At 71.7% G+C, this 26,097-nt stretch carries 20 protein-coding genes and 1 pseudogene; 7 read left to right on the top strand and 14 right to left on the bottom strand.

Annotation, left to right across the window (positions count from 1 at the left end; genetic code table 11):
- Nucleotides 1-288 precede the first annotated feature (288 nt).
- Entirely contained in the window at nt 289-906 is a 618-nt protein-coding gene (gene wrbA, locus AB0761_RS00705) for an NAD(P)H:quinone oxidoreductase (RefSeq protein ID WP_377266854.1), read from the bottom strand.
- 999 nt (nt 907-1,905) lie between these two features.
- On the bottom strand, nt 1,906-2,397 hold the full coding sequence (locus AB0761_RS00700) for a GNAT family N-acetyltransferase (RefSeq protein WP_377266853.1): 492 nt from the start codon (nt 2,395-2,397) through the stop codon (nt 1,906-1,908).
- Between the two features lie 54 nt (nt 2,398-2,451).
- Between AB0761_RS00700 and AB0761_RS00695 the strand changes: the two genes are divergently transcribed.
- Entirely contained in the window at nt 2,452-3,030 is a 579-nt protein-coding gene (locus AB0761_RS00695) for a TetR/AcrR family transcriptional regulator (RefSeq protein WP_377266852.1), read from the top strand.
- A 293-nt stretch (nt 3,031-3,323) separates the two neighbouring features.
- Here AB0761_RS00695 and AB0761_RS00690 read toward each other — a convergent pair whose 3' ends face one another.
- A complete protein-coding gene (locus tag AB0761_RS00690; protein ID WP_377266851.1) occupies nt 3,324-4,064 on the bottom strand; it encodes a TetR/AcrR family transcriptional regulator in 741 nt (246 codons plus the stop codon).
- A gap of 108 nt (nt 4,065-4,172) precedes the next feature.
- On the opposite strand from AB0761_RS00690, the gene AB0761_RS00685 reads away from it, so the two are divergent.
- Entirely contained in the window at nt 4,173-5,144 is a 972-nt protein-coding gene (locus AB0761_RS00685) for an NmrA family NAD(P)-binding protein (RefSeq protein WP_377266850.1), read from the top strand.
- 205 nt (nt 5,145-5,349) lie between these two features.
- Here the strand turns inward: AB0761_RS00685 and AB0761_RS00680 are convergent, their stop codons facing one another.
- Both AB0761_RS00680 and AB0761_RS00675 read right to left on the bottom strand, forming a co-directional pair.
- Nucleotides 5,350-6,237 carry an NAD-dependent epimerase/dehydratase family protein gene (locus tag AB0761_RS00680; RefSeq protein WP_377266849.1) on the bottom strand — a complete coding sequence of 296 codons (888 nt, stop codon included), beginning with the start codon at nt 6,235-6,237 and terminating at the stop codon, nt 5,350-5,352.
- Nucleotides 6,238-6,371: 134 nt separating this feature from the next.
- Entirely contained in the window at nt 6,372-7,046 is a 675-nt protein-coding gene (locus AB0761_RS00675; RefSeq protein ID WP_377266848.1) for a LysR family substrate-binding domain-containing protein, read from the bottom strand.
- A 10-nt stretch (nt 7,047-7,056) separates the two neighbouring features.
- Here AB0761_RS00675 and AB0761_RS00670 point away from each other — a divergent pair, with 10 nt between their 5' ends.
- Complete coding sequence (locus tag AB0761_RS00670) at nt 7,057-7,191, top strand: hypothetical protein (protein ID WP_377266847.1); 135 nt, start codon at nt 7,057-7,059, stop codon at nt 7,189-7,191.
- A gap of 761 nt (nt 7,192-7,952) precedes the next feature.
- On the opposite strand, the gene AB0761_RS00665 is transcribed toward AB0761_RS00670, so the two are convergent.
- From AB0761_RS00665 to AB0761_RS00655, 3 genes and pseudogenes are all read right to left on the bottom strand, one after another.
- The gene (locus AB0761_RS00665; protein ID WP_377266846.1) at nt 7,953-8,423 is read right to left on the bottom strand and encodes a nuclease-related domain-containing protein; all 471 of its coding nucleotides are present in this window, start codon (nt 8,421-8,423) and stop codon (nt 7,953-7,955) included.
- Nucleotides 8,424-9,017: 594 nt separating this feature from the next.
- Nucleotides 9,018-10,250 (bottom strand): annotated as a pseudogene (thrS, locus tag AB0761_RS00660) (threonine--tRNA ligase); the annotation flags it as partial.
- A 497-nt stretch (nt 10,251-10,747) separates the two neighbouring features.
- A complete protein-coding gene (locus tag AB0761_RS00655; protein WP_377266845.1) occupies nt 10,748-11,599 on the bottom strand; it encodes a sulfurtransferase in 852 nt (283 codons plus the stop codon).
- A 497-nt stretch (nt 11,600-12,096) separates the two neighbouring features.
- Between AB0761_RS00655 and AB0761_RS00650 the strand changes: the two genes are divergently transcribed.
- Entirely contained in the window at nt 12,097-12,879 is a 783-nt protein-coding gene (locus AB0761_RS00650) for a DUF899 domain-containing protein (protein WP_377266844.1), read from the top strand.
- 478 nt (nt 12,880-13,357) lie between these two features.
- Here the strand turns inward: AB0761_RS00650 and AB0761_RS00645 are convergent, their stop codons facing one another.
- The 5 genes from AB0761_RS00645 to AB0761_RS00625 all read right to left on the bottom strand — a co-directional run bounded on the left by AB0761_RS00645 (nt 13,358) and on the right by AB0761_RS00625 (nt 22,934).
- Nucleotides 13,358-14,425, bottom strand: a complete 1,068-nt coding sequence (locus AB0761_RS00645) for a hypothetical protein (protein ID WP_377266843.1) — start codon at nt 14,423-14,425, stop codon at nt 13,358-13,360.
- Nucleotides 14,426-14,760: 335 nt separating this feature from the next.
- The gene (locus AB0761_RS00640) at nt 14,761-15,999 is read right to left on the bottom strand and encodes a PP2C family protein-serine/threonine phosphatase (RefSeq protein WP_377266842.1); all 1,239 of its coding nucleotides are present in this window, start codon (nt 15,997-15,999) and stop codon (nt 14,761-14,763) included.
- Between the two features lie 190 nt (nt 16,000-16,189).
- Nucleotides 16,190-17,872: an acetolactate synthase AlsS gene (gene alsS / locus AB0761_RS00635; RefSeq protein WP_377266841.1), complete on the bottom strand. Its 1,683-nt coding sequence runs from the start codon at nt 17,870-17,872 to the stop codon at nt 16,190-16,192.
- A gap of 347 nt (nt 17,873-18,219) precedes the next feature.
- The gene (locus tag AB0761_RS00630; protein WP_377266840.1) at nt 18,220-20,991 is read right to left on the bottom strand and encodes an AAA family ATPase; all 2,772 of its coding nucleotides are present in this window, start codon (nt 20,989-20,991) and stop codon (nt 18,220-18,222) included.
- Between the two features lie 263 nt (nt 20,992-21,254).
- Entirely contained in the window at nt 21,255-22,934 is a 1,680-nt protein-coding gene (locus AB0761_RS00625) for a SpoIIE family protein phosphatase (RefSeq protein WP_377266839.1), read from the bottom strand.
- A gap of 232 nt (nt 22,935-23,166) precedes the next feature.
- Between AB0761_RS00625 and AB0761_RS00620 the strand changes: the two genes are divergently transcribed.
- Nucleotides 23,167-23,832, top strand: coding sequence for a response regulator (locus AB0761_RS00620; RefSeq protein WP_377266838.1), 666 nt, complete (start codon nt 23,167-23,169; stop codon nt 23,830-23,832).
- Here AB0761_RS00620 and AB0761_RS00615 read toward each other — a convergent pair.
- Nucleotides 23,825-23,977, bottom strand: a complete 153-nt coding sequence (locus AB0761_RS00615; RefSeq protein WP_377266837.1) for a hypothetical protein — start codon at nt 23,975-23,977, stop codon at nt 23,825-23,827. The two genes, AB0761_RS00620 and AB0761_RS00615, sit on opposite strands and share 8 nt — an antisense overlap.
- Before the next feature lie 80 nt (nt 23,978-24,057).
- Between AB0761_RS00615 and AB0761_RS00610 the strand changes: the two genes are divergently transcribed.
- Nucleotides 24,058-24,843 carry a sensor histidine kinase gene (locus AB0761_RS00610; RefSeq protein WP_377266836.1) on the top strand — a complete coding sequence of 262 codons (786 nt, stop codon included), beginning with the start codon at nt 24,058-24,060 and terminating at the stop codon, nt 24,841-24,843.
- Nucleotides 24,844-25,127: 284 nt separating this feature from the next.
- Nucleotides 25,128-25,958 (top strand): transglutaminase-like domain-containing protein, encoded by an 831-nt coding sequence (locus AB0761_RS00605; protein ID WP_377266835.1) that lies wholly within the window; start codon nt 25,128-25,130, stop codon nt 25,956-25,958.
- Nucleotides 25,959-26,097: the final 139 nt, after the last annotated feature.

The following is a 26,097-nucleotide window of genomic DNA, read 5'->3' as shown; positions in this document are numbered from 1 at the left end:
GTGCACTGTCCGGCAAGATGAGCACGACGGGACAGGCTCCTCGGTGGTGCCGCCGTCGACTGCCTCTTCAGGCGGCTTGCCTCGCCCATCGCCCTGGGCCTGCGTGATGCCGGCCGTACGGCCATGTGCTCTCGTCTCGCCCGCAGGGAGAGCCGTCTCGCTGTCGGCGTCCGATGCTTCCGCGCCGACGCGGGTGAAGGCTTGGGTGACGGCTTGGGTGACGGCGTACCCGCAGGCCTGGGCCTGTGAGCACCGCGGGTGCGCCGTCGTTCGGGGGGTGGGCCGGGCTCAGGCGGCGTAGCCGGCCTTGAGTGCGGCGGCGAGCTTGACGACGCGCTCGGCCTGGATGCGGGCGGCGGTGCGGGTGGCGTCGCCGACCGGGTTGTTGCCCTGGGCGTCCACGTGGGAGGTGCCGTAGGGGTTGCCGTCGATGAACTTGGCGGGGTCGGTGTAACCGGGGGTGACGATGATGCCGCCGAAGTGGTGGATGGAGTTGTACAGCGCCAGCAGGGTGGACTCCTGGCCGCCGTGGGTGGTGGCGGTGGAGACAAAGCCGCTGTAGGCCTTGTCGGCCAGCTTGCCCTGGGCCCACAGGCCGCCGAGGGTGTCGATGAACTGCTTCAGCTGCGAGGAGACGTTGCCGAAGCGGGTCGGGGTCCCGAAGATCACCGCGTCGGCCCACTCGACGTCGGCGGGGGTGGCCACCGGGATGTCGGCGGTCGCGGCGTGGTTGGCCGCCCATGCGGCGTTGGACTCGATCGCCGACTGCGGGGCCAGCTCCGCGGCCTTGACCAGGCGGACCTCCGCACCGGCCTTCTCCGCGGTCTCGGCGATCTCCTTGGCGATCTCGGTAATGGTGCCGGTCGAGGAGTAGTAGACGACGGCGAGCTTGACAGGGCTGGTCACAGCAGGTCCCTCCAACAGGGGGTGTTCGACGACTTCGAAACCGCCGGAGCGGCGCAACGGCCCCGCGGAACACACTCGTTCCTATGCGAAAGGACGTTGCAGGGGCGGGGTTCAAGCTGTGCGCCCGCCACTGGTTGAACAATAAACCATCTCGGGGTGCGATGCCCAACCCCCGGGCTGTGGTCGCCCCCATCAGCGAGTAATCACCAGACGCACCCGCTTCGCTCCGGAGTGCCACAGCCTGATCGTCGCCCCGGGCGCCGCGAGACACCGCGGTGCTGTTGCGCGGTACGGGCCGGCGCTACGGCGCTACGGCGCTACGGCGCTACGGCGCTACGGCGCTACGGCGCTACGGCGCTACGGCGCTACGGCGCTACGGCGCTACGGGAGAGAGGAGCCCTCTGGCCGGTGAGCCGGAGAGATCTTGGTCGACAAGGAGATCAGCGCCCCTGGCGATCGTTTCGCTCGGATGCATCGAGGCCGGCTCGCGTGAGCACCACAGCGATGTGGTGCCCGCGAAGGACCTGGAGGAGGCCTGCCGGATCCACCTCGGCCACGCGCTCCGGGAACTGACCGGACCGACCCGCTGGACACCGAGGCCGTAGCCGCGCCCTGCGGAACGTGCCGCCTCCCACCGTGATGGCGGCCTGTCGCATCGGGCGCGGCGGCTGTCGCGACCGCGCCGCATCCGGGCGGGCGATCTCCAAGTGATGCCGTGTCAGGCGAATCAAGCCAAGCCAAGACATGCCGATCCCCGCGTGGCCGCAGGTCCTCGCGGCCGCCTCCCAACCGCCGGCCGCGCTGCCGCAAGCCTCGATGCCGCCGACCTCGACCCAGGGTGATCCGCCGTCGGCGGGGGTGCGCGGGCCGGCCGGAGCTACTGCGTACCGTGTGCAGGCGGCCGCGGCGCAGTGTGTCCGCTCTGGCCAGTTGGCGTGGATGGACCGGCGCGCTGGACGGGGTCCGGCCCCTCCGCCGCGGCGGCTACGGGGGTGTGCGCTACAGGGGGCGCTGCCAGGTCTGGCCGATGAGGTGGTGGCCGAAGCTGTGGTGGGGCTCCTCGGCGACGAGCTCGAAGCCGTGTGCCTGGTAGATGCGCCGGGCTGCGCCGAGCACGTCGTTGGTCCACAGGGTGATCGCCTGGTACCCGGCTGCCCGTGCGAACTGCAGGCACTGCTCGACCAGGCGGGCTCCCAGGCCCAGGCCGCGCGCCGCCGGATCGACGAGGAGCAGGCGCAGCTTCGCGGTGCGGTTGTCTTCGCGTACGCAGAAGACGCAGCCGGCCCGGACCCCGTCGACCTCCGCGATCCAGGCCGCCTGCGGACCGGGCTCCCTCCCGGTGGCGTAGTCGGCGACGATCCGGGCGACGAGCGCTTCAAAGCTGCTGTCCCAGCCGAACTCCCGGTCGTAGAACTCACCGTGCGCCCCCACCACCCAGCCCAGATCGCCGGGCTGGTCCAACGGGCGCAGGCCCACCTCACGTTCGACCATCAGGTCCTCACCCGCCCTCTACTGAAACGACTGTTTCAGTAGGAGAATAGCCCGGTGACGCCACCCGAACCAGCCCCGTCCCCGCGCCGCCAGGAACTCCTGGAGGCGGCCTACGCCCACGCGCTGCGCAGCGGCCTGGTCGACCTGTCCCTGCGCCCCCTCGCCGAGGAGATCCGCTCCAGCCCCCGCGTGCTCCTCTACCTCTTCGGCAGCAGGGACGGCCTCATCCGCGCCTTGCTCGCCCGTGCCAGAGCCGATGAACTCGCACACATCCAGCAGATCGCCGACTCCCAGAAGGAATCCGACAGCCTGCGGACGGTCGCACGGGAACTGTGGCAATGGCTCTGCGACGACACCCACCGCGGACTGCTGAAACTGTGGGTCGAGAGCTACGCCCGCTCCCTGACCGACCCGGACGGACCGTGGGCCGCCTTCGCCCGCGACACGGTCGACGACTGGCTCGCCCTGCTCGCCGCTGCCCAGCCCGCCGCATTTCGTGAGACCGAGGCGGCACTCGCCCAGCGCACCCTGGTGCTGGCCGTCCTGCGGGGAGCGCTGCTGGACCTGCTCGCCACCGGCGCCACCGCACGTACCACCGCGTCGGTCCACCTCCACCTGGCCCAGTTGGGGTGACGCGGACCGGCAGTGAGCCGACCCCTTCAGCCCGGTGCGCCGGCATCCGCCGCCCCCGGCCACACGGACGCGGCCTTGCTGCCAAGGCCACCCGGACCATCGGCCGCTGCCCGACTAACGACTGCCAGTACGACGGAGAGGGCTGGCCCTGCCCCGATCTCCTCGGCCTGGCCCAGCCCTACGCCGAGCACCCCGGGTTTCACCCCGCCCGGCTGCCGGTTCAGTGATCGCCGGAACAGTACCCGGCACGGCTGTCGACCGGGCCTGCGAGAAGACCACGAGCCCGGGGCCGTTCAGCCCACGAGGCGCCGACGGTGGGCCCGCTGCCGGCAGGTCGCGCCGCAGTAGCGCACCGGGCGACCGGTGGGCTGGACCGTGAGTGCTGCCCCGCACTCCTCACAGCGCGCGACGCCTTCCCGGTGGGCACCGTGGCCGTCACGAAAGATCTGTCGTTCCGTGACGGTAGCGGCAGGCCGCAGAGAGTCCAGGCTCAGCTGGACGAGTCGGAATCCGGCCGCCTGATTGCGGCGGGCAGCGAGCATCGAGGCACACCCGACGGTGAGTGAGACGACATCGTCGGGGTCGATGCCGTCGCGGACACCGCCGGCCCGCTGCGCAGCTTGGAGCAGTGCGGTCAGGACCTGGCGGAACCGCAGTACGGACGCCGTGAGCATGGGCCGCGGCCAGCTCGCGTCCGCGGCCACGACATCGCACAGGTGCCCACGCCTGTGGGACTTCCTGACGACGTCCAGCAGGAACCCGAAAAACGCCTCGGTCGGGGCGAGCTGGGCCATCCGCCGCTCGCCGGAGGCGACCAGGTCGTTCAGGTGCTGGGCGAACACCGCCTCGAGGAGCGCCTGTTTGCTTGGAAAGTGCCGGTACACAGTGCCGGCGCCGACACCCGCCCGGCGTGCGATCTCGCCGAGCGGGACATCGAGTCCGTGCTCGGCCAGTGCCTCGCCGGCGGCTGTCAGCACCTTGGCCCGGTTACGGCGGGCGTCGGCCCGGTCGCCGCCGCTGATGGCTGCAGTCATGTCACGAAACCCCTTGAGCATCCGCCCAACCGGGTTGAAGTATCCCAGATATCCCCGGGTTCACCACCCTGTCCGTGGCAATCGACCCCCGGGGAAAAGGAGGACGACATGGCCGCCGAACCCACCCGATCCCTCACCGGCCCGGCCCGGCACCCCGCCGACGGCCCCGTCGCCGTGACCGGCGCCACCGGAAGGCAGGGCGGCGCGACGGCACGTCGCCTGCTGGCCGCCGGCCGACCGGTACGCGCGCTGGTACGGGACAGGACCGCACCCGCCGCCACGGCACTCGCGGACGCAGGAGCCGAGCTGGCCCTTGCAGACCTCGACGACCCGTCAAGCCTGCTGCCGGCTCTGGAGGGCACCACCGCCCTGTTCGCCGTGCCGCCGGTTGCCTACGGTCCGGCCGGCAGCAATCCGGAACTGGAGTTCACCCGCGGCCGGGCCCTGGCCGACGCCGCAGCAGCCGCGGGGGTCCGCCATGTGGTGTTCACCGGCGTCGCCTCGACCTCCGGGGACGCGTTCGCGGCCCCGGGAAAGCGGCGCATCGAGCAGTACCTGCGCGGACAGATCCCGCTGGTGACCGTACTGCGCCCGGTGCGGTTCATGACCAACTACCTCGGGGCGTCCGGCATCGGCCTCGACGGGTTCGTCGACGGCGTCCACCGGCACCTCTTCCCGCCGGACGAGCCTGTCCAGATCATCGCCGTCGAGGACATCGCCGAGTTCGCCGCCCTGGCCTTCGAGCAACCGGACCGGTTCGCCGGACGGACTCTGGAGCTGGCCGGCGACGACCCGACCCCGGCCGAGGCCGTCGCGGCGATCAGCGCCGCCACCGGAATCGCGGTGCGCTACGAGCAGCTCACCCACGACGAGGCCGCCGCGCTCAACCCGGAGATCGCCGAGGTCCGGCAGCGGTGGATCTCCGGCCAGCGCTGGCACGCCGACACCGAGGCACTGCGGGTCATCCACCCCGGACTGCGCACCCTGACGGACTGGCTCTCGGAAGCCGGCGCCGCCGCACTGCGCACCGGGTTGGTCGGCACCTCACACCAGCAGGCCGCTCCCGGCAGCCCCGGATGATCCTCCCGGGTGAGAACCGGAACCGCACCCTGCACCACGGCCACCTGGGGAACCCGGCGGCCGGCACCCTCAGGCTCACCGGATGCACAGCCGGATGCACCGACAGCGCCGCCGGCCTTCAGAACCGGCGAGGGAGGGTGCCCGCGCCCACCGGGGCACCCCCGCGTCGCCTCGGCCGGGCCTCGGCCGGGGGATCGCGCGTCCGTCAGCGGGAGGCGGCACCCGAGGAGGGCCTCGCCAGCTCCGCCAGGGCGTCCAGCCGGGTCGGCGTCCAACCGAGCTCACGCCGTGCCCGGGCACCGGTGAACTGCTGGTCCAGCGCAAACGCCTCCGCGATGGGGCCCATCCGGGTGCGGGCCTCGTCCAGGGTCAGCGTCTCGATCCGGCCGGGGCATCCTGCCGCCTGGCTCAGGGCGAGGGTGATCTCTGCCAGCGTCGGGTTCTGGTCGCTGACCCCGGCGTAGATCGAGCCCGCCGGGGCGTTCAGCGCCGCGGCACAGAGCTCGGCGAGGTCGTCGACATGGATCAGGGCCCAGTGGTTGGCGCCGTCGCCGATGCACGGCACCGCGCCCGCGGTACGGGCGGGCTCCACGAAGAAGGCCTCCGCGAGCCCGCCCGACCGGCCGTAGACGAGACCGGGCATCAGCACCACCGGGTGTCCGCCCCGGTCCGCGTGCGCGAGCACCGCCCGCTCGTTGGCCGGCCGCCAGGCGGTGATGGCCGGCGGGTCCAGCGGCGCGTCCTCGTCCACCGTCCCCTTGGTGTCGCCGTAGACCCAGACGCCGCCCGTGTGCACATAGGGGCGACTGCCGGCGCCGTCCTGCAGCGCGGCGGCCGCGGTGCGGTCCACCCCGGCGGCGTCGCCCTCGATGTCGGAACCGAGATGGATCACGGCGTCGGCCTGTCGCGCCGCCTCGCGGAGCACCTCGGTGTCGGTGAGGCTGCCGTGCACCGGCGTGGCGCCCAGGCTCGCCACGGTGTGTGCCGCACGGTCACTGCGGGCGAGCGCACTGACGGCGTGGCCGCGTCGGACCAGCGCGGGGATCGTCGAGCGGCCGATGTAGCCGGAGCCGCCTGTGAGGAAGACCTGCATGATGACGTGGGCCCTTTCCGGGTGCGGAGCTGTGCCTTGTGGCTGCTCCACCACGATGGCGCGGAACCCCTCAGCCGGTCCAAGACCTCTTCCGTCGTCTGTAGTGCCCTGTGGGTATCACCGCAGGTGGGGACCTACGCGTGCATGGCCGCCAGGTCCGCGAACTCCTCGAGCAGCGGCGAGGCCCGGTCGGCGCTCCAGGCGAGGCAGACGTCGTTGGGGCCGATGTCGTCGACGGGGACGTGGGTGACATCGGCGTGGCCGTAGTAGACCGCCGTCGACAGCGGCAGCACGAGGACGCCGCGGCCGGCCGCGACATGCTCCAGCTTCTCCTCCACGCTGCGGAACGCCGGCCGAGGCGCGGAGCCGTCCTCCTCGGCGCGGTCGGCCAGGTCACGCCATTCGGGAACGGCGTCGGGGTCCTGCAGCAGACGCTCGCCCGCCAGGTCCGCGACAGCGATCGCGGACTTTCCGGCCAGCCGGTGGTCGGCCGGCAGCACGGCGACCCGCGGTTCGCTGAAGAGCGGGCGCAGGCGCAGGCCCCGGTGGTCGACCGGCAGGCGTACATAGCTGACGTCCAGCAGGCCCTCGTGGACGCCCTCGACCTGGTCGTCCCAGGAGGTGCGGACCACCTCGACCCGCAGCTGCGGATGGCGTGCACTGAGCGCCCTGACCGCCGCGGTCACCGTGATCCCGGGCATGAAGCCCACGGTGAGTACGGCGGTGCCGCGGGCGGCCTGCCGCACCCTGTGGTGCAGCGCCCGTGCCGCGGCCAGCAGCGGCCGGGCGTCCTTCGTCCAGTGGCTCACCACCCGTGGCATGCCCGCGGACGTGGCGGTGCTGTTCGCCCTCTACACAGTCGCCGCGCACTGCCCGCGCCGCCGCACCCTGACCGCCTATGCGGCTCCAGCCGCCCGACCGAAGTGCACCTCCTCGGCCACGGCCACGAAGTAGCGCAGTTTGCGCAGGTCGACATCCACGGTGCGCTGCCACCTCCTCCGCGTCCAGCGTAGGCGCGGAGGGGCGTGCGCGGGTCGGGGGACCGCTGCGGCCCGCCGTCCCGCGGGGCAGCGACGGCGCTCGGCGCCCACCGGATGGCGCCCACCGGATCGAGGCGGCGGGAGCGGAGCTGCCCATGGACCGTCGCGGCCGGTGCATCGGCGGCTCCGCCGTGCTCGGTGGGCCGGTTGACGGTCGGACTGCGGAGCAGGGACCGGGAGCACCAGTCGCTCGGGCGCGCCGTACGCTTCGGCGGCCCTCGCCGTGGCTCGTGCGACCAGGGACACCACGACGCTCGCCCTGGGCGCGGCGGTGTGCCGTGGCGCGGTGCCGTCCAGCCGCGGGCCGCAGGTCACCAGCACGATTCGGGTCACCACGTCAGCGTGCCCCCTCGCGCCGCAGTCCACCCGCGCGGCACGCCCGGGACGCCGCCCGTCGGTGGTGCGGTGCGCGTGTGCCCCCGCATGCCGTGGCAGTCGCTGGCCTCGCAACCGCATGTCATCGGGCCCCGCAGGGCGTTCGACCTCGGTGACCCGCCGTCCGGGGTCGAGCAGGTGCAGGGCTGCGGACAGCCCGGCGCGTGCCTCCCGGACGGTGGGCAGGTCATCCGGCCGGAGGGTTCTCCATGGTTTACGTCCCGCGCGGACAGGGGGCCGGGGGAGGGGCGACGTGCCCGCTCCTCGTGGTCCTGATCGTCCTCCGATCCCTGGGGTCCTTCAGCGCGGTGGGAGCACCTGCTCTGCACGCTCGGCCAGCCGTTGGACCCGGTAGTCGTCCATTGCCTGCAACGGCAGCAGTCCGCGCAGGTGCCGGCGGAGCATGCTCACCGGCAGCACGGTCACCTCGTCCAGCTGCACAACCCCGCCCGGCACCTTCGTGCCGTGCACCGCTACCACCGCCCGCACCGGCACGCCCAGCGCCACGGCCACCACGTCGGCCTGCCACGCCACCGCCTCCAGGAGCCGGGCCTGCGAGTCGCGCCCGAACCACAGCGTCCCGCCCCGCAGTTCCAGGCGATCCCGGCCCGGAATCCAGGCTTTGGAGTTGATGGCGCACACCCCTGCCGGGCCGACTACCAGGTGATCCAGGCCGATACTGCTCCCTGGGACCGCCCGGTCGTGGAGCACCCGCCAGCCACGGCGTTCCAACGGTGTCAGCAGCCGTGCGGTCCTGCGCCCCGGGACCACCCCGGAGCTCCCCGTCCTGCCCCGCCTCGCCGGTACCACCACGGTCCCCTCCCCAGTCCGGGGACGGCACCCGCCCCGGTGGCGCCTTCCCCGAGGTCAGGACAGCACGGAATCCGACGCTCCGACAGACCCCGCGTGCCCGACGCAGACAGGCTTCGGTCCCCGCCCTTCGGATCGCTCAGTCGCATCCCGCTCCGGAAGGCCCTCGATGCCATCGAGGGCCGGAACCTGCTCCGGCGCAGACACCCGGCGCGCTTCGAATCCGACTGAGCAAACGATCACTCGGCCGAGGTCCTACTCACGCATCGGCGAAAGCCTCCCGGACGTGGCGATGGCCGTGCCTCATTGCTGGACCAGATGCGGGAGCCTGAAGAGCTCGTCATACGATCTCCTGAGTCGGTGCTGATGGGCCGCGTCGGATGGCGTATTCGGGTGTTCGGGTGGGTGAGAAGGCAAGCTGCGGGCGGGCAACTGCTGGCGGCGTTGATTCGGTGGCAGAAGGCCGGGGGCTGCGAAAGCCCCTGTGCCGCCCGCCCGCCCGCTGGCCGAGGCGCCGGCCTCCTCGCCCCGGCCGACAGCTGAGCGCAGTACCTGCTATGAGGCGGCGTCGTTCCACAGGTTGGTGCTGTGGGCAGCGATGAGAGCAGCGATGTCGGAGAGGACGTTGCTGACCGGCTGGGGGTCAAGACGACGTCCGTCACGCAAACGCATGGCGACGTGGTCGTCAGCGGCCTCCTTGGCGCCGATGACGGCTTGGTAGGGAACCAGACGCGCCTCTCGGATACGGGCGCCGAGACTGCCGCGTTCCGGCCCGGCGATCTCGGCACGCAGGCCGAGGTCGGTGCATTGCCGGGCGAGCGCCTCGGCGTTCGGCAGTTCGGCGTCGGTGATCGGGAGGATGACCAGCTGGGTGGGGGCGAGCCATGCGGGGAACGCGCCTCCGTGCTGTTCGATGAGGTGGGCGACGGCTCGTTCAACGCTGCCGATGATGCTGCGGTGGATCATGACCGGTCGGTGCTTGGAGCCGTTCGCGCCGATGTAGTGCAGGTCGAACTGCTCGGGCTGGTGAAAGTCGACCTGGACGGTGGACAGGGTGGACTCCCGGCCTGCGCCGTCGGTGACCTGGACGTCGATCTTGGGTCCGTAGAACGCGGCTTCTCCCTCGGCTGCCTCGTAAGGAAGGCCGGAGCGGTCGAGAACGTCGGTCAGCAGGGCGGTGGAACGCTGCCACTTCTCGGGGGCGGCGACGTACTTGCCGCCGGGGCCGGGGAGGGAGAGCCGATAGCGCGACGGGGTGATACCGAGCGCCTCGTACGCCTGGCGGATCAGCTCCAGCGCTGCCTGCGCCTCCTCGGCGACCTGGTCCAGGGTGCAGAAGATGTGGGCATCGTTGAGCTGGATGCCCCGGACCCGGGTCAGTCCGCCGAGCACGCCGGAGAGTTCTGAGCGGTACATACCGCCGAGCTCGGCCATGCGCAGGGGGAGTTCGCGGTAGCTGTGCGAGCGGGAGCGGTAGATCACCGCGTGGTGGGGACAGAGGCTCGGCCGCAGGACGACCTGCTCGCTACCGAGGTCCATCGCGGGGAACATGTCGTCGCTGTAGTGCGCCCAGTGTCCGGAGATCTCGTACAGCTCCCTCTTGCCGAGCACCGGGGAGTACACATGCCGATACCCTGCCCGCCGCTCCACGGCGCGGATGTACTCCTCCAGGGTGTGCCGTACGGTCGCGCCGTCGGGCAGCCAGTACGGCAGTCCAGCGCCGATCAGCGGGTCGGTGTCGAACAGGCCCAGTTCACGGCCGAGCTTGCGGTGGTCGTGCATGGCGGTCTCCTCGCGGACTACGGGGCGAGTGACCGCAAGGCGAAGCCCCGGGGCACTCGCCCCGGGGCTTCGGACAAAGACATCTGTCAGCGCGCCGGGACACTCTCCGGCGTCGTCGTCATAGCAGCGCGCTTCATGTCAGAACGGTAGCAGGCCCGAGCGACGTTCACACGGCCTTTCTTCACTGCAGCACCCGGGGCAGGTGAGGGCTGCGGGCCGCCGGGCAGGTGCAAGCGACTCCTCGGCAGGGATCTCCGCCGCTGCGCACAACGCGGACGACGAGGGTGGGTGTCCGTCGCGGCGGTGGGCCGGCAGGACCGCTGCCCACGGCCCGCGGAGCCGCAGAAGTCGCCGTCGGCGGCCGCATCGTTGGATGCCGTGCCGTCGTTGTGACGGGCGGGCGGCATCCGGCACGCGTCGTGCGGGCCTGCTGAGGCTTCGCGAAATCGGCCGGGGCTGCTCGCAGGTCCCACGTGGTCGAGCTTCGACCACGTGGGGCGCTTCTAGCGAGCGGGACCGGTCTCTACCGGACGGGACTCGTCGCGGCTGTAGGCCGACCAGCCGCCGACGAAGAGGCGGCCCTGACCGAGACCTGTGTATTCCAGGGTCAGGAGGTTGTGGCAGGCCGTCACTCCTGAGCCGCAGTAGGAGACGACCTTCGACGCGGCGCTCTGGTCCACTCCCGCGGCGGCGAAGTTCTCCCGGATCGTCTCCACGGGCAGGAGGCGCCCACGGCCGTCCAGGTTCTCCCGGCACGGGACGTTCACCGCACCGGGGACGTGGCCCGGACGCGGGTCGACCGGGTCCTGCTCGCCGACGAAGCGGTCCCGGTTCCGGGCGTCGACCGTAAGGACGCCCGGTCCCACTGCCTCGTCGGCTTCCGCCAGGACCCCCGCCGGCCAGGGGCGTACCGAGAAGTCACCATCGGCGAACACCGGTTCCTCCACTGTCAGGGAGCCCGGGTGCGCCGTGAGGTAGGCGGCGAGCCCACCGTCGAGGATCGCTGCGCGACGGCCGGTGGTCCGGATCATCCACACCAGCCGGGCTGCGATGACTCCGCCCTGGTCGTCGTAGGCCACGACGATGTCGCTGTCGTTGATCCCCAGCGCCCGCATGCCCTCGGCGAACACCTCCGGTGCAGGCAAGGGGTTCCGGCCGCCCGCCGGCGTGGCGGGTCCCGTCAGCCAGCGGTCGAGGTCCACGAACACCGCGCCCGGCAGGTGTCCCCCTTCGTAGGCAGCCCGTCCGGACCGGCCGTTCAGGTACCACCTCATGTCTGCCAGAACCACGCGCCCAGGCAGGGCGTCCAGTTCTTCAACCCGCGCGAACGGCGGGACGTCTGCGAGTTCACTCATGGTGCGACCCTAGCCGTGTGTCCAATATGCGAGCCAGATCGTCCTGAATAGTGGGACATTGGACGGTCAGTTGCCGGCCTGGGTGCCGGCGCCTCAGTGTCTGGTGTCGTCGGGCGTCCCGGCGCCGGGCCGGCGGGTCACAAGGGCGCCGGATGGGGAGATCTACCCGGGCAGGGTCGGGGAGAGGTGATGGCCTCTGATGGGGGTCTGGTGGCCGCCGAGCCGCGGGGATGGGCGGCCGGGGTGTGGATCACGCTCTGGGCAGGACTTCCACAGTCGTCGTCGATCTGCCCGTGCCCGGGGGCGGGAGCGTCGGGTTGGGGGTCCTACAAGAGCGGGTCGGTGCAAGTACCGGCGTCAGCCCGACGTGGTCCGTGCGGGCATTGTTGGGGGCGTCCTGCGGGGCGATGAGTTTCGGCTGGATGGTGAGTCTGATCTGGTGAGCGTCGTTGGACGTCGTACGACGCTGCCCGGCCCGAGACACGATGGAGGACAACATGACGACCACGCCGGAAGACCCGACCCCTCTGCTGCCCGGCCGCCCGCCGGTGGTCGACCTGGCCACCTGGCAGGCCGCCCGTGAGGAGCTTCTGGTGCGGGAGAAGGCCCACACCCACGAGGGCGACGCCCTGGCTGCGGCGCGCCGACGGCTGCCGATGGTGGAGTTCGACGGGACGGTCGAGGTCGTCGGCCCCAAGGGCCCGGTCCCGTTCCTGGAGCTGTTCCAGGGGCGCGAGGAGCTCGTGGTCTACAAGCACATGTGGCATGACGGAGCGCCGCACCAAGGGCAGTGCGAGGGGTGCACCACCACGGCCTGGCATCTGCAGGATGCCGTCTACCTCAACGCCCGCGGTGTCTCGTTCGCGGTCCTGACCACGGGGCGTTGGGACGAGGTGGCCTCCTATGTCGGGTTCATGGGCTACACCCAGCCCTGGTACTCGGTCCGCGACGTCGACGCGCCGATCGGCGGGGACATGGGTTACCTCACCTGCTTCCTGCGCGACGGCGACCGCGTGTTCCTCACCTACTCCACGACGGGCCGTGGCAACGAGCGGGTCAACGGGTCCCTGGGCCTGCTCGACATGACGCCCTACGGTCGCGGCGAGGCCTGGGAGGCCAACCCCGAGGGCTGGCCCGAGGGGCGCAACGCATGCTGGTCCTGGCGCTCGGACGCGGACGGCAACGCCACGTGGGGCCCGACCAGCCGTCCGGTGCCGCAGTGGACCCGCCCCGGTGCGACCCCCGTCCGGACCCTCGGCCGACACAGCCACCACCACTGACGTGCCGCGCCGTCGACGGCGTCGGCAACGGTGTGGGGCGCGGGTACAACAAGCACGGCGCGACGCCTTGCCCGCCCGGACCCCTTCGCCACCGACCGCATCGACAGGGCCGCCACCTTCACCCCCTCCGACGCGGTGGACTGATCGCGGTGAGCCTCCCGCGGGTGGAGAACGACCTCCCCAGGGCCTCCGGGCAGGGCGACCAGGACGGCAGCCCGACCGGCCGGTGACCCGGCCGTACTCCGCGACCGAAGGCACGCCTCTCGCGGTGCTTCAGATGACGAATTCCCACGGGCCAAGCCGCTCCACGCGGGGCGGACGTTGGTACGGCGACTGCCGAGCAGCGCCTTGGCCGAGTGGTGCTGCCTTTCGGCTGCCCGGATTCTGGACTTCTGGTCCCGCCGCGGCCTGTCGGTAGGTCGCAGCAGCCGCACGCCGCCGGGCGGTGGCGGCCTGGCCCACCGAGTCGGGACGTCCGTCAGGTCCCGTTGCCGGACGAGGTCCGGGCGAACCAGGTCTGTGCCTCGTGGGTGGACAGGACCCTGGTCAGCTCGGCCGTGCCCGGGAGCATCGGGAAGAAGCGGTCGGCGTTCCAACTGCGCCGGTACATCGGCTCGTCCAGAACCAGCAGGCGGCATCCCTCCACCGTGGGGATGTCGTCGGGCAGCCCCTCGTTCCAGATACGCCCGCCGTCCGGAGCGAGGAGCTCGAAGACCCCGGTTGCGACGGTCTCGGTGCGGCCCCGGGCGGGCTCCGGGTCCGTGGCCAGTCGGACGCTCTGCGCCGAAGGCGCGGTGCCGGGTATGTGGCCGCCGCCGACGAGGACGTGGGCGAGCAGCGTGTGCAACTGGAAGTTGTCCCCGATGCCGCCGATGCGTACCTCGAAGCCGGTCCCGGTGGGCCGGTGCAGCACCACCAGGGGCTCATCGTCCAGGACCGCCAGCGCGTAGGCCAGGCACTTGAGGTCGTGCTGCTCCAGGCCTGCCAGCTCGCGGCAGGCGGGGAGGAGTGCGGACGCGTGCCGACGGCGCACCTCGGCGCTGCGGCACAGTACGGCCAGCGCGGGCGGCTGCCACTCCGCAACCGAGCACCAGGCCAGCGCCAGCCGCCTGGCTTCGTACGCGTCACTGCCCAGGCGGGCCAACAGCGCGTCGTCGATGATCTTCTCGTCGGGCTCCGGCAGTTCGTCCCCGGGCTCGCCGGCGGCGGTCCAGCGACGGGCGAACTCCAGGGCGTCGAGCAGGTCCTGGTGGACGCCGCTGAGGATCGGCTCGGCGCAGGCCGTCGGATCGGCCCCACGCTCCACGCAGAAGCCGGCCGCCGTTGCCAGCATCGGGCGCGGGCCGGTGGGCGGGAAGGCAGGGAGGAGAGCGGCCAACCGGGGGCCCGCCGCGACGAGTTCGGCGTCCGTCGCCGACTGAAGACCCTTCAACACGGCGTTGAAGGCACGCTCGGTGTGGGCACCGTCGCGAGCGGCAACGGCCTGCTCCAGCTCGGACACCGCGGCGGCCAGGCCCGGGGCCGCCTGCCTCTTCTTGAAGATCACCGGTACACCTTAGGCCCTGGGGCGGTCCGGCGTGATCGGGCCTCGGGCCGCTCACGGCTGGAGCTTCCGGACCGCCCGGCGCCGTCGAGAGTGATGACCGTCTTGCTGTCGATTCTCTTGGGCAGAGCCACGTACGCAGAGACGTGGAGCGACCATGGGCTCCAGCGCTTCCCCGCCGCCCCCGCCGGGCGGTCGGCTGTGTCGCACGGCCTCCGGCGTCGAGTTTGGGGGCTGCAGTCGCTGCGGGAAAGGCTCGGTCGGCGTTCGCCGGCGCGAGGAGGCGGGGGCTCGACCCGTTGGTTGTCTTGGCCGGCAGGTGGTACCCGTCCAGAGCATCAGTCGAACTCGGCAGCGACGGGACCTGCGGGGTGGGCGTTCTCGTCGGCGCCTTCCGTCGACGGTACGGCCCGGCGACGTACCGCGACCATGGCGACGTCGTCCCGCACCTCCCCGCAGGCATGGACGGTCAGGTCGCTCATCAGACGCTCGATCAGGCGCTGCGGCTCGTCCTCGGCGAGGAGTGCGAAACGGTCCACGGCAGGGTAGAAGACGCCCGCCGGGTCGCGGGTCTCCAGGAGGCCGTCGGTGTGCAGAAGCAGCGTGTCCCCGGGCTCGAAGGCGAAGGTGTTGACCTGGTAGGCCGTCCGGCCGCAGCCGAGGCCGAGCGGTGGTGCCGGCTGCGGTGCTTCCAGCAGGTCCACGTCCGAGCCGTGGGACCGCATCAAGTCGGGGTGACCGCAGCTGATCACGCGGACGACGGGGACGTCCTCGGGTATCTCCAGGACGAGAGCGGTGATGAACCGCTCCGAGGCGTTGCAGTCGGCCTGGTCGGCCCGCTGGGCCCGCTCGGCCTGTTCCGCCAGGTCGACCCGGCGGCGCACGCTGGTGTCCAGGGACAGGGCGACCTGTTCGAGCTCTGCGTCGCGGTGCGCGGCTTCGCGGAACGAACCGATGACGGCCGCCGCGTCGTCGACTGCCGCCAATCCGTGGCCGCGTACATCACCGATGAGCAGCCGTACCGTGCGGTCGACACGTTCGGCGGCGTACACATCTCCGCCGATCTGCGCGTGGGCGGCGGTTGAGCGATAGGCAGTGGCAATGTCCAGATCCGCCACGCGGCCGGGCAAGGGGGGCAGCAGCGCCCTCTGCGCTGTCTCCGAGACGGAGCGCACAGCGTGGAGCATGCGGTGGTCCGTGTCCCGCATGCGCCGGAAGACCAGGACCAGCGCGCAGACGACCAGCAGGACCAGCACGTCGATCGGGAGGGTCGGTGAGTTGCGCAGACCGACGTCGATGTCGACCGCGACGACGCCCAGACAGGCCAGGGCGGTCATGCCGACGGTGGTGCGCGCGTTGTCCGCCGCTGCGCTGAGCGCGGGCACCGCCACCAACAGCGCTTCCAGGTGCACATCCGCGGGGATGACCACGCCCCCGAAGGTGATGCCGAGCAGTACGGCCGAAGCGACCCCGACCGCGATGAGTGGTCGTAGCCGTACCTTCGAGAGGTTGAAGGCGAGTTCACGGTGAGTCGCGGCCCAGCCTGCGCTTGTCGTGATGTGTGTGTGCGTCGTCATGGGGATCTCCTGTCATATATGTCGTGGGGCCCGCCGAACGACCAGGTATGTGTGCCTGCTGCTCGACGGTCGGGACGGCGGGCGGCGGCCCCTGGCGCTGCCGCCTGGAACCAGCGGGCGTCCGCGGCGTCGTGGCCACGATGCGTCGAGGGGGGTGTGGGCCGCACCCTGGGCTGCCGTCGTCGACCCGTCACTGCGGAGTGCCGTCGTGGAGTTGCGCGAAGAGTTCTGCGTTGTGTGCATAGTCGACCGGGACGTCGATGACGGTGATGCCGGGGTCGCAGAGTCCGCCCGGGTCGAGGGACCTGCGCAGTTCGGTGTCGAAGGCATCCATGGACTCGGCCCGTATTCCTCTGGCGCCAAACGCCCCCGCGTACAGGGGGATGTCGTACTCGCCGGGCCGGACACCGGTGGTCCTGCCGTATTTGAGGTGCTCCTGGAAGGCCACCATGTCGTAGGCGTTGTCCCGCATGACCACGTGGGTGACGTGCAGGCCCAGGCGGGTGGCGGTCTCCATCTCCGGCGCGCTGGAGAGGAACCCGTCGTCTCCGGAGACCGACACCACCTGGGTCCCCGGCCGCAGCAGCGCGGCGGTCATCGCCTGCGGCAGGGCGGCCCCCGGTGTCTGACGGCCGTTGGAGAGCACGATGTGTCGCGGCTGGTGTCCGCGGAAGTGACGGGCCAGGTAGATGTGCGGGCCCGTGTCGGACACCACGGTGGCGTCGTCGTCCACACTGTCGGCGATCTTCAGGATCACCGCGGCGGGATTGAGTCCGGCAGCGGTGGCCGGGGCCGCTCTGGCCTCCTGGTCGATGGCGGCCAGGGCGGCGCGCTGTTCGGCCACTGCACCTCGGGTCCGGTCGCCGATCGGCAGCCCGGAAAGCTCCCCTGACAGCTCGCCGACCGTCGCGGCCACATCACCCTGCAGTTCCAGCGCGGGCCGGTAGTGGCTGCTGATTTGGGCGGGCAGTGCATCGATGTGGACGACCGTACGGGCCGGGTCGGTGTTCCACAGGCCCGGGTCGTACTCCGCGGGGTCGTAACCGACGGTGATCAGGACGTCGGCGTGTGCCAGCAGGACGTCCCCGGGCTGGTCGCGGAAGAGGCCGACCCGGCCGGCGTACTGCTCTTCCAGTGTGCGCGGGACGACGCCCGCCGCCTGAAAGGTCTCCACCACGGGCAGGCCTGTGACGCGGATCAGTTCGCGCAGCGCGGCGCACGCCTCGGGATCTGCCCCACGCAACCCGGCCAGCAGCACGGGTTGCTGTGCGGCGCGGATGATCTGTGCGGCTCGGTGGATGTACTCGGCGGGAGCGGCACCGGAGGAAGGCGGCCTGTGCGGCCGGGCGACGGTTGCGGAGGTGGGCGTGCCTGCGACATCAGCAGGCATCACCACCGCGGCCGCACCACGGGGTGGCGTGACCGTCGCACGCAGGGCGTTGGCGATGGTTTCGGGGACCTCGTCGGGGTCGTTGACCTCGCGGGTGTAGGTGGTGACCAGTCGTAGTGCGGCAAGGGCGTCCAGCGGCCGGTGGGTTCGCTCGGGGCGGTCCCGGCGGGGTGCGGCACTGTGCAGAGCGATCACCGGGTACTGCTCGGTCGTCGCCGTGAGCAGAGCGGACATCAGGTTGGGGATGCCGGCTTCCGAGGTGACCAGGACAGCTCCGGGTGTGCCGGTCAGCAGCCCCACAGCGGCGGCCATCAGGGCCGCGCTCTGTTCGTGGCGACAGACCACGAGTTCGAGGCCGCCGGCAGCCAGGGCCTCATGGACGCCGTCGAAGCTGCTTCCGGGGACGCCGAAGATGTACGGCACGCCGTACTGCGCCAGGGTCTCGCCCATGCGTTGGGTCGCGTGGACGGGCGGGGTGGACATGGTGCCCACCGCCTCTCTTGATGGGTGGGGTCGCGCAACGATCGTGGGCGGTTGCCGCGCGGGTGTGGCGGCGCCGCCGAACAGGTCGGCTGCGGGTGCGCTCGGCCGACGGACCGCCGTCCGGTCCGCCACCGAGCCGCCAGTGCAGAAGGCAGCCTCAGTGGCTGAGGTTCCGTCGAGCGGTCAGGGGCGGGACCATGGCGGGCCGCTCGCTTCCGCGGTGTGACGCGGGAGGTACGGCCGACTGTGTGCCGCCGGCACTCCGCCGTGCCGAATCACTCATCACGGTAGGCGAAGCCCCCGTCCGACGGCACCACGTGAATGCGTAGTCCGCCGATGGTGCGGCGTCAGGGCCGATCCATGTCCCCGGATACCGGGTGGCTGTCCTGCAGCAGTCGGGCGAGCTGGGTGCGCGAGGAGACCTTGAGCTTCCGGAAGACTTTGCGCAGGTGATAGTCGACCGTGCTCGCGCTGATGAACAGTTGGGAGGCGATCTCGGCGTTGGTCGCTCCCTCGCCCGCCAGCGTCGCGACACGTCTCTCCTGGGGAGTGAGCTGCTCGTCGAAGGGAGACCGGCGCTTAGGGGTGGGCTCGCCGGCTGCTGACAGTTCGCTGCGAGTCCGGTCGGCGAAACCGTCCATGCCGAACCGCACGAACATCTCGTGCGCCTGCCGCAGTTGGCCTCGTGCCTCGACGTGGCGGCGCTCGCGCCGCAGCCACTCCCCGTAGAGAAGGTGCACGCGGGCCACCTCGGCACGAAGGCTGGTGCGCTCACACTGATCCAGGGCCGTCCGGTACAGGTCCTCGGCGTCCGCGCCGACGGCCAGCAGAGCCCGGCAGTGTGCCTCGACGCCTGCGGCCCAGTGGCTGGAGCAGAGGCGGGTCGTCCGGCACAGCTCCCGCAGCGCCTCGTCGGCCAGGTCCTGGTGCGCGGTTCGTACGGCCGCCTCGATGAGCTCGGCCAGTGCCCAGTTGCGGATCCGCTGGACGCTGGAGTCGGCGCCGGCCTGGCGGGCGGATTCCAGCGCCAGATCGTACCGGCCCGCACCGTTGTGGAGCACGGCGCCGGCCCATTGCAGGTAGGTCAGCGCCATGCCTTCGCCCCGTAGCGTCGCGTCCCGGGTCGCGGTACGGATCGCTGCGGCGGCCTCATCCACCCGGCCGCGAAAGACAGCAAGCCCCACCTCCGCGTACGGGACGGGGCCTGCCCCGGTCATGGCGGTGACGTCGGCGGCGGTCCCGGCCAACGACGCGGCCTGCAGAAGTTCCCCGCTCAGCAGGTGCAGCCCGGCGCGTGTGGCCGCGGCCATCGGGAGAACACTGAGCGCCCCTCGCTCCTCGCAGGATCGCAGCAGCCGCGTGGCCAGCAGTCGCCATGCCTGGTCGTCCCAGAGAAGCCCGGCACCGTGGCCGGCCAGCCACAGCCAGTACAGCGCCTCCTCGGGGGCGAGTTCCTCCGTGGTGAACGCTGACACCGCTCGGCGCAACACCGGAACCGCGGCGTCGCGGCCTTCGGCGATCAGGAGCGTCAGTCCGTCCAGCAGGAGGTCGGACGCGCGTGGCACGGCCGCCGCGGGCACCCGGCGAGCGCAGCGGGCGACCTCCGCGATTGCGCACTCGTCGCCCAGCCGGCCGGCAAGCATTGCTGCGGCCAGGGCCTGCAGATAGACGTTCCTGGCGCAGGAGACGTCGATGGACTCGAAGCGGCGGGCAGCGCGCAGCAGCACGGAGGTGGCGCCGCCGCCGAAACTGTGGGCCAGGGCGATCTGCCCGCGCAGCAGCTCGCTGTTGGCGGCCCGCAGCTCGTTCGCGGGTCCTCGTTCGGCCAGGGCGAGCAGGTGCAGAGCGCTGTCGTAAGCCCCGGCCTGCTGTTTGGCGCGTGCTGCGCGCAGCGCCCGCTCCGCCATGGCGGCGGGGTCGGCAGTGAGCGCGACCGACCGCTCCAGGAATGCCGCGGCGGCAGCGATACCGCCGCGTGCAAGGGCCCGGTGAGCCGACCCCTCGAGCTCCGTTGCGGCCTCCTCGTCGAAGCCGGCGGCGGCCTGTGCGCGGTGCCAGGCACGCCGGTCAGGGTCCGACGGGCCGGTGACGTCGGCCAGAGCCCGGTGCGCGGCCCGCCGCTGCGACGGCGAAGCTGCCCGATAGACAGCCGACCGCACCAGGGGATGGCGAAAGACCACCTGTGTGCCGATGGACAGCAGCCCGGCGGCCTCGGCGGCTGCCGAGGCCGAGGCCCCGATGCCCAGACGGGCGGTCGCGCGCCACAGCAGCGCGGATTCGCCGGTCGACTCCGCCGCGGCCACCAGAAGCAGCATTCGGGTGGCCGGGGGAAGGCCGAGGGCCCGGCTACGGAAACTGTCCTCGATCCGCCCCGGCAGCGCTGCGGTGTCCGTCGGGCCAAAACCGCCCGCGAACCCGGCAGCCGTGATGGTCCAGGGCAGTTCCAGCAGGGCCAGCGGATTGCCCTGGGCCTCCGCTGCGATCCGCTCCACGATCCGTTCGTCCAGCGGCACGTGCAGCGCGGAGTGCAGCAACGCGCGGGCGTCGCCCGGACCGAGGCCGGTCAGTTCCACCTCCTGCAACCCGCGCAGACCCCCGCCGGCCCGGCGGGTGGCGAACACCATGCCGAGGGGCTCCGCACCGACGCGGTGCGCCACAAACGTCAGCGCCTGGGCCGAACCGGAGTCGAGCCACTGAGCGTCGTCGATCACACAGATGAGCGGCGTTCGGGCCGCTGCCTCGGACAGCAGTCCCAGCACAGCCAGGCCCAGCAGGAAGCGGTCGGGTGCCGTCCCTGTCCGCAGTCCGAAGGCCGCAGCCAGGGCGTCCTGCTGCGGTGCGGGCAGGTGCTCCAGCGTGGCCAGCAACGGCGCGCACACCTGGTGCAGCACCCCGAAGGGCAGCTCCGCCTCCGCTTCGACACCTGCGGCCCGCACCACCTGGAAGCCGACCGCAGTCGAAGCCATGTGGTCGAGCAGCGCGGACTTGCCGATACCGGGCTCGCCCAGGACGACAAGGGCGCCACCTCGACCCGACCTGACGGCGTCCTGCCAGCGGTCGAACAATGCACACTCGGCACGCCGGCCCAGAAACACCGCGGGATGCCCCGGCAGCAGCATGGTCCCAATCTACCTGCGGCCTCCAGCCCTCGCTTTTCTGTCGGCAACCGCTGAAATCGGGCTCTCGATCACTCTCCGAGCAGCGGCAACGGCGATCGGCGGGCATCTGTGGACGGTGCGGCCCCTGCAGCCGACGCTGCCTGTCGCGGCGGACGGTTCGACCCGGCGGCCCGTGGAGGCGGGGTTGCGGCGCGACGGACCCACTCACCAGCGCACCGGCCTCAGGGACCTGTTCCATGCCCTGGCCTGGGCTCACGGTCGCGTCACAGGGGCTGCTCCGTCCAAACGATCTTGCCGGTCGGGGTGTAGCGGGTCCCGACGGACCGGGTGAGCTGGGTGACGATGCACAACCCGCGGCCTTGCTGGTCACTGACCGTCGGGTGTCTGGGGTGCGGGGCGGCGCTGCTGGTGTCCGCCACTTCGCAGATGAGCATGTGGTCCCGGATGAGGCGCAGTTCCACCGGACCGCTGGAGTAGCGGATGGCGTTGGTGACGAGTTCGCTGACCACCAGGGTGGTGGTGGCGTCGAGGCGGTCCAGCGTCCACGCCGCCAGTTGCCGCCGCGTCCAGTTGCGGGCCTCGACCACGGCCGCGGGGTCGTGCGGGATGGGAAGGCAGGCCACGTCGTCGGGCGCCAGCGCCTGGGTGCGGGCGATGAGCAGCGCTGGGCTGTCATCGGTGAGCAACCGATCCAGCAGGAGGTTCCCGGAGACCTGCCAGCCCGGCCACCCCGGGTCCTCCTGGAGCTGCGAGGGCTGCGACCCGGGTTCCGCCAGGCCAGGGCCTTGGCTGCTGAGCAGCAGGGTGGTGCCCGGCGGGACATCGAATTCGGTGGCCTCGAAGAGGTGGTCCGACGAGCCGAGCGCCGGGTGGGCCGCGACGTCGGGAGCGCTCACGGTTCCGTCCGTGGCGATCACATGGATGGCGACAGCGCCCGCACGGGAGACGGTGCAGTGCCTGCTCGCCGGGTCGTAGAGCAGGTACAGGCAGTGGTCGCCGGTCTCCTGCCCCTCGCCGGAAGCGGCGGGGGTGCAGGCAGCGGACGACCGGTCCTCCGCCGCTGCCGCGTTCGCCCTGGCCAGCAGCTCGGACGGCTCCATGTCCAGTGCGGCCAGTGCCCTGATCACCGCCCGCAGCCGGCCCATCGCGGCTGCGGCGAGCAGACCCTCGCCGTGGGCGACGCCCACCACCAGGGCGATGCGCGCACTCGGCAGCGGGACGGCGTCGAACCACGCTCCGGGAGACCCTTCAGCCGAGACCTGCCCATGGGTGGCCTCCACCGCGCTGACCTCGGGCAGTTCCTCCTGCAGCAGGGAATGCTGCAGCAGCCGGCCCAGGGACTTCTCCTGGGCACTGCGCCTCACCAGGTCCAGGCACCGGGCGGCGCGTGCCGCGAGGTCGCCGGCGACCCGCAGGTCCTGCGCCTCGAAGGGCGGCGAGTCGGCGCGCCGGTACAAGGTCACCAGCCCGAGCACCGCGCCCTCGACGGCCAGTGGCAGCACGATCATGGAGTGCATGCCGGTCTCGGCGATACAACGCGCCCGATCCGGATCCCGCGCCAGCCAGTGGGGCTGCGGGCTCAGCTCCCGGACGACTCGCGGCCGCAGATCCCTGACGCTCTTGAGGTACGGGGTCTTGGACGGCAGCCGGCTCACCTCGCCGACCATGTACGCGGCCCCACCGGCCTTGAGCGGTACGGACCGGAAGGCGGCGCGGCGGAAGGCTGCATGGATGTCCCAAGGCCCTGGCGGGGCGGTGTCCCCGTGCAGTGCCAGCTCCGAGACCTCGACCGCGGCCAGGTCGGCCAGGCCGGGCACGGCGTTGTCGGCCAGCGCCTGCGCGGTACGGAAGATGTCCTGGGCGGCTTCCGCCGGAGCGGCCGGGGACGACGTCGTGCGGGGGGACGGTGGAGCAAGGGGAGCAAGGGAGGCAAGGGGAGTCATGACGACCTCCTGGGGTGGCGTTCTGCCGGGGTGACCTGACGTCTCCCAGCGTGCGCCCCGCCCCGCCGTACCGGATCGGCGCTCTTCCGCAGCAATCCCTCCGTGATCCCCACCCCCGCGACTGCGGCCGGGCCGCAGCGCCTTGCGGGTCACCCGCAGACTGTCTGTGGGGCCGCCGCAGGCCTCCCTCTCGAACCGACCGCGACCCGCTCGGTGGCCTACCGTTGCTGCTATGGACGTCGTATGCCCCGGCACCGACGCAGGCGCCACCCCACGGACGACCGTGGTGCTCGCAGACGACCATCTGGTCGTCCGGGCAGGCATGCGGTTGCTGCTCTCCCAGGATCGGACGTTCGATGTCGTCGCCGAGAGCGGTACGGTCGACGAAACGCTGCAGGCCGTACACGGACACCGTCCCTCCGTGCTGGTCCTGGACCTGACCATGGGCGGCCGTTCGAGCCTGCCGGTGATTCCCGACATGCTGTCCGCATCACCCGAGACGCGGATCCTGGTCCTCACGATGCAGGAGGACCCGGCGTTCGCCCGTGAAGCCCTGCGGGCCGGCGCCACCGGGTACCTCCTCAAAGAGGCGGCCGGCGAGGAGTTGCTGGCCGCGGCCCGCCAGGTGTCCAGGGGCGCCACCTATGTGCAGCCGGCCATGGGCGCCCGTCTGGCCATGACCGGCGAAGGGGCCGACGGCACAGATCCGCTCACGGGACGCGAGGTCGAGGTGCTCTCCCTGCTCGCGCTCGGCCACACCAACCAGGAGATCGCACGGCGCCTGTATGTGTCCGTGCGGACGGTGGAGACCCATCGGGCCCGGATCCGGGACAAGCTCCACGTCGAGACCCGGGCCGAGTTGATCACGGCGGCCCGGGAACGCGGGCTGCTCACGTGACCTGGGCGCTGCCGGAGGGGGCCCGGCTGGTCACCGAGGCGGCCGGGACCGTGCTGCTGGTGGCCTCCCTGGCGCTGGAGGTCACCGACCAACCGCTCCAGTCCGAACTTGTCCTCTCCCTGGCGGCCGCGATCCTCTTCTTCACCGCAGCCTCCATGTCCACCATGGCGCGGCGGACCTGGCTGGCGATCGTCGGCGGGATCTCCTTGATGCTGGCGGTGGGGGTTGGCCCGGATCACCGAGGAGCCGATCCTCAACATCCTGCATGTCGCGCCGCTGATGCTGATCGCCTTCGCCGCCTCCTCCGGCCGCCGCACGACACTGCGCCGCCGCCAACTGGAGCGCGAGCGGTCCCGGGCGCGCCGCGACGGTGAGGAGCGCGAACGCCGCCGATGGGCACGCGAGCTGCACGACGACACGCTCCAAGAACTGGGCGCGGTGCAGGTCGTGCTGGCCTCCGCGGCCGCCGGCGGGCAGCCTTCAGCCATCCGGGAGGCCATCGACCAGGCGCGCAGCCTCGTCAGCAACCAGATCGCCTCCCTGCGCCACCTGATCTCCGAGCTGCGCCCCGCCGTCCTCGACCAGCTGGGGCTGCGGCCGGCCATCGAGGCGCTGTGCCGGCGCGTCTCCGAGACCTTCGGGGTCCAGGTGGACATCAGGGTGGCACCGGACTGGGACTCCTTCGCCGGTGGGCTGAGCTCGGAGGCCCAGGTCCACGTCTACCGGATCGTGCAGGAGGCGGTGACCAACGCGGTGAAGCATGCCGACCCGCAGAGCATCCTGGTGGAACTGCACGGCAGCGGCCGGGTCCTCACCGCGTCGGTCACGGACGACGGCACCGGAATGCCACCGCACCTCGGCGGTCCCAAACCGCCTTCCACGGGCATGGGTCTGTGGGACATGAGGGAGCGCGCCGACCTGCTCGACGCGCAGCTCAGGATCAGCACCAGCGCGGGCGGCGGGACCCGCGTCACCCTGCGGGTGCCGCAGGGCCGGGGGACCAAGGCCTAGGCTGCCCACGTCACCGGCGTCGTCCCGGCGAGCACGGCTGTGCCTGCTCCAGCGGCTGATGGTGTGGCCGCCCCGGTCACCGGCACGGCCGTGTGCCCGCCGGGGGATTGGGCCGAGACAGTGCTGCACGCCATCCGGGGTGGCGTCTCCGGAGTGCTCGGCCGGTGTCCAGCAGTCGTTCCGGGGCGGGTGCACCGCCCGCGAATGAGCGTCACAGTCGGCCGAGAGGCAGGGGCCGGCCGAGTCGGTCCAGATGTCAGACCGCGCCGATACCATCCCCGGCTATGACCGACGGCGTACTCGACTACTCGCAGCCCGGACCCTTCACGACCCTGGATGCGACGCAACTGCGGCTCATCGAGCAACTGCCGGACGACCCCGTCGGCATCTGCCTCGCTGTTCAGGGCCTGGTCATCCAGCCCACGGAGGCCAGGACCCTGGGGATTCCTGAAGATCGGATCGCGGAGAAGAACATCCGGCCGGTCAATCAACTCATTGCCGTGCTGACGGCCCTGGACCCGGCTCCGCTGCACCGGCCGCGAACGCCCGAGACGCGGGTGATCGGCACCTGCCGTCACTTCGCCACGATCGCCTGCGCGATCCTGCGGGCCCGGGGCATCGCCTCCCGCGCCCGGTGCGGCTTCGGCACCTACTTCCGGGAGGGGCTAGGCCTCGACCACTGGGTCACCGAGTACTGGCACCATGACCAGCGTCGATGGGTGCGCGTCGACACCGAACACCTCGGCAGGGACTTCGTCGCCCACCCGGACGACCTCGCGCCGGGCGAGTTCCTCACCGGTGGCGAGGCATGGGCCCAACACCGAGACGGAGTGATCGACCCGAACACGTTCGGCACCGCCGGTACAGATCACGCCTGGGGGCCGCATGAGATCAGCGGCAACGTCGTCCGCGACCTCGCTGCACTCTGCAAGCTGGAGACGCTGAACTGGGACGAGTGGGGCCGTATGACCGCGGCCTACCAGGGCAGGACCGGACCCGACTACGACCGGCTGATCGACCTGGTCGCCGATGCCTGCTCCGAGGACGATGCGCCGACACTGACCCGCCTGTTCGTCAACCCGGACCTGGCCGTCCCCGAGCACATCATCGGTTGAGGCCGACCCGGGACCGTCCGAGGAGGTGCCCCCTCGCACGAGGGGGCACGGAGGAGCAGGAAGTCGAGCTGCTCACGCCGGCCCGGTTCACCGACCACGCCGATCCCGAACGCGGATGGCACTGGGCCGCGCAGGGTGC

Origin of the sequence: Peterkaempfera podocarpi, assembly GCF_042466665.1 — a bacterium.
Lineage (GTDB): Bacteria > Actinomycetota > Actinomycetes > Streptomycetales > Streptomycetaceae > Peterkaempfera > Peterkaempfera podocarpi.
This window is presented reverse-complemented; position numbering and strand designations above follow the sequence as displayed.

What these genes read in the sequence shown, in the direction of transcription:
- AB0761_RS00605 (WP_377266835.1), top strand. Translation starts at nt 25,128, where the DNA reads ATGACCGACGGCGTACTCGACTACTCGCAGCCCGGACCCTTCACGACC.
- AB0761_RS00640 (WP_377266842.1), bottom strand. Translation starts at nt 15,999, where the DNA reads ATGACGACGCACACACACATCACGACAAGCGCAGGCTGGGCCGCGACT.
- AB0761_RS00625 (WP_377266839.1), bottom strand. Translation starts at nt 22,934, where the DNA reads ATGACTCCCCTTGCCTCCCTTGCTCCCCTTGCTCCACCGTCCCCCCGC.
- AB0761_RS00685 (WP_377266850.1), top strand. Translation starts at nt 4,173, where the DNA reads ATGGCCGCCGAACCCACCCGATCCCTCACCGGCCCGGCCCGGCACCCC.
- AB0761_RS00670 (WP_377266847.1), top strand. Translation starts at nt 7,057, where the DNA reads ATGCCCGCGGACGTGGCGGTGCTGTTCGCCCTCTACACAGTCGCCGCG.
- AB0761_RS00630 (WP_377266840.1), bottom strand. Translation starts at nt 20,991, where the DNA reads ATGCTGCTGCCGGGGCATCCCGCGGTGTTTCTGGGCCGGCGTGCCGAG.
- AB0761_RS00680 (WP_377266849.1), bottom strand. Translation starts at nt 6,237, where the DNA reads ATGCAGGTCTTCCTCACAGGCGGCTCCGGCTACATCGGCCGCTCGACG.
- AB0761_RS00655 (WP_377266845.1), bottom strand. Translation starts at nt 11,599, where the DNA reads ATGAGTGAACTCGCAGACGTCCCGCCGTTCGCGCGGGTTGAAGAACTG.
- AB0761_RS00690 (WP_377266851.1), bottom strand. Translation starts at nt 4,064, where the DNA reads ATGACTGCAGCCATCAGCGGCGGCGACCGGGCCGACGCCCGCCGTAAC.
- AB0761_RS00650 (WP_377266844.1), top strand. Translation starts at nt 12,097, where the DNA reads ATGACGACCACGCCGGAAGACCCGACCCCTCTGCTGCCCGGCCGCCCG.
- AB0761_RS00620 (WP_377266838.1), top strand. Translation starts at nt 23,167, where the DNA reads ATGGACGTCGTATGCCCCGGCACCGACGCAGGCGCCACCCCACGGACG.
- alsS (WP_377266841.1), bottom strand. Translation starts at nt 17,872, where the DNA reads ATGTCCACCCCGCCCGTCCACGCGACCCAACGCATGGGCGAGACCCTG.
- AB0761_RS00700 (WP_377266853.1), bottom strand. Translation starts at nt 2,397, where the DNA reads ATGGTCGAACGTGAGGTGGGCCTGCGCCCGTTGGACCAGCCCGGCGAT.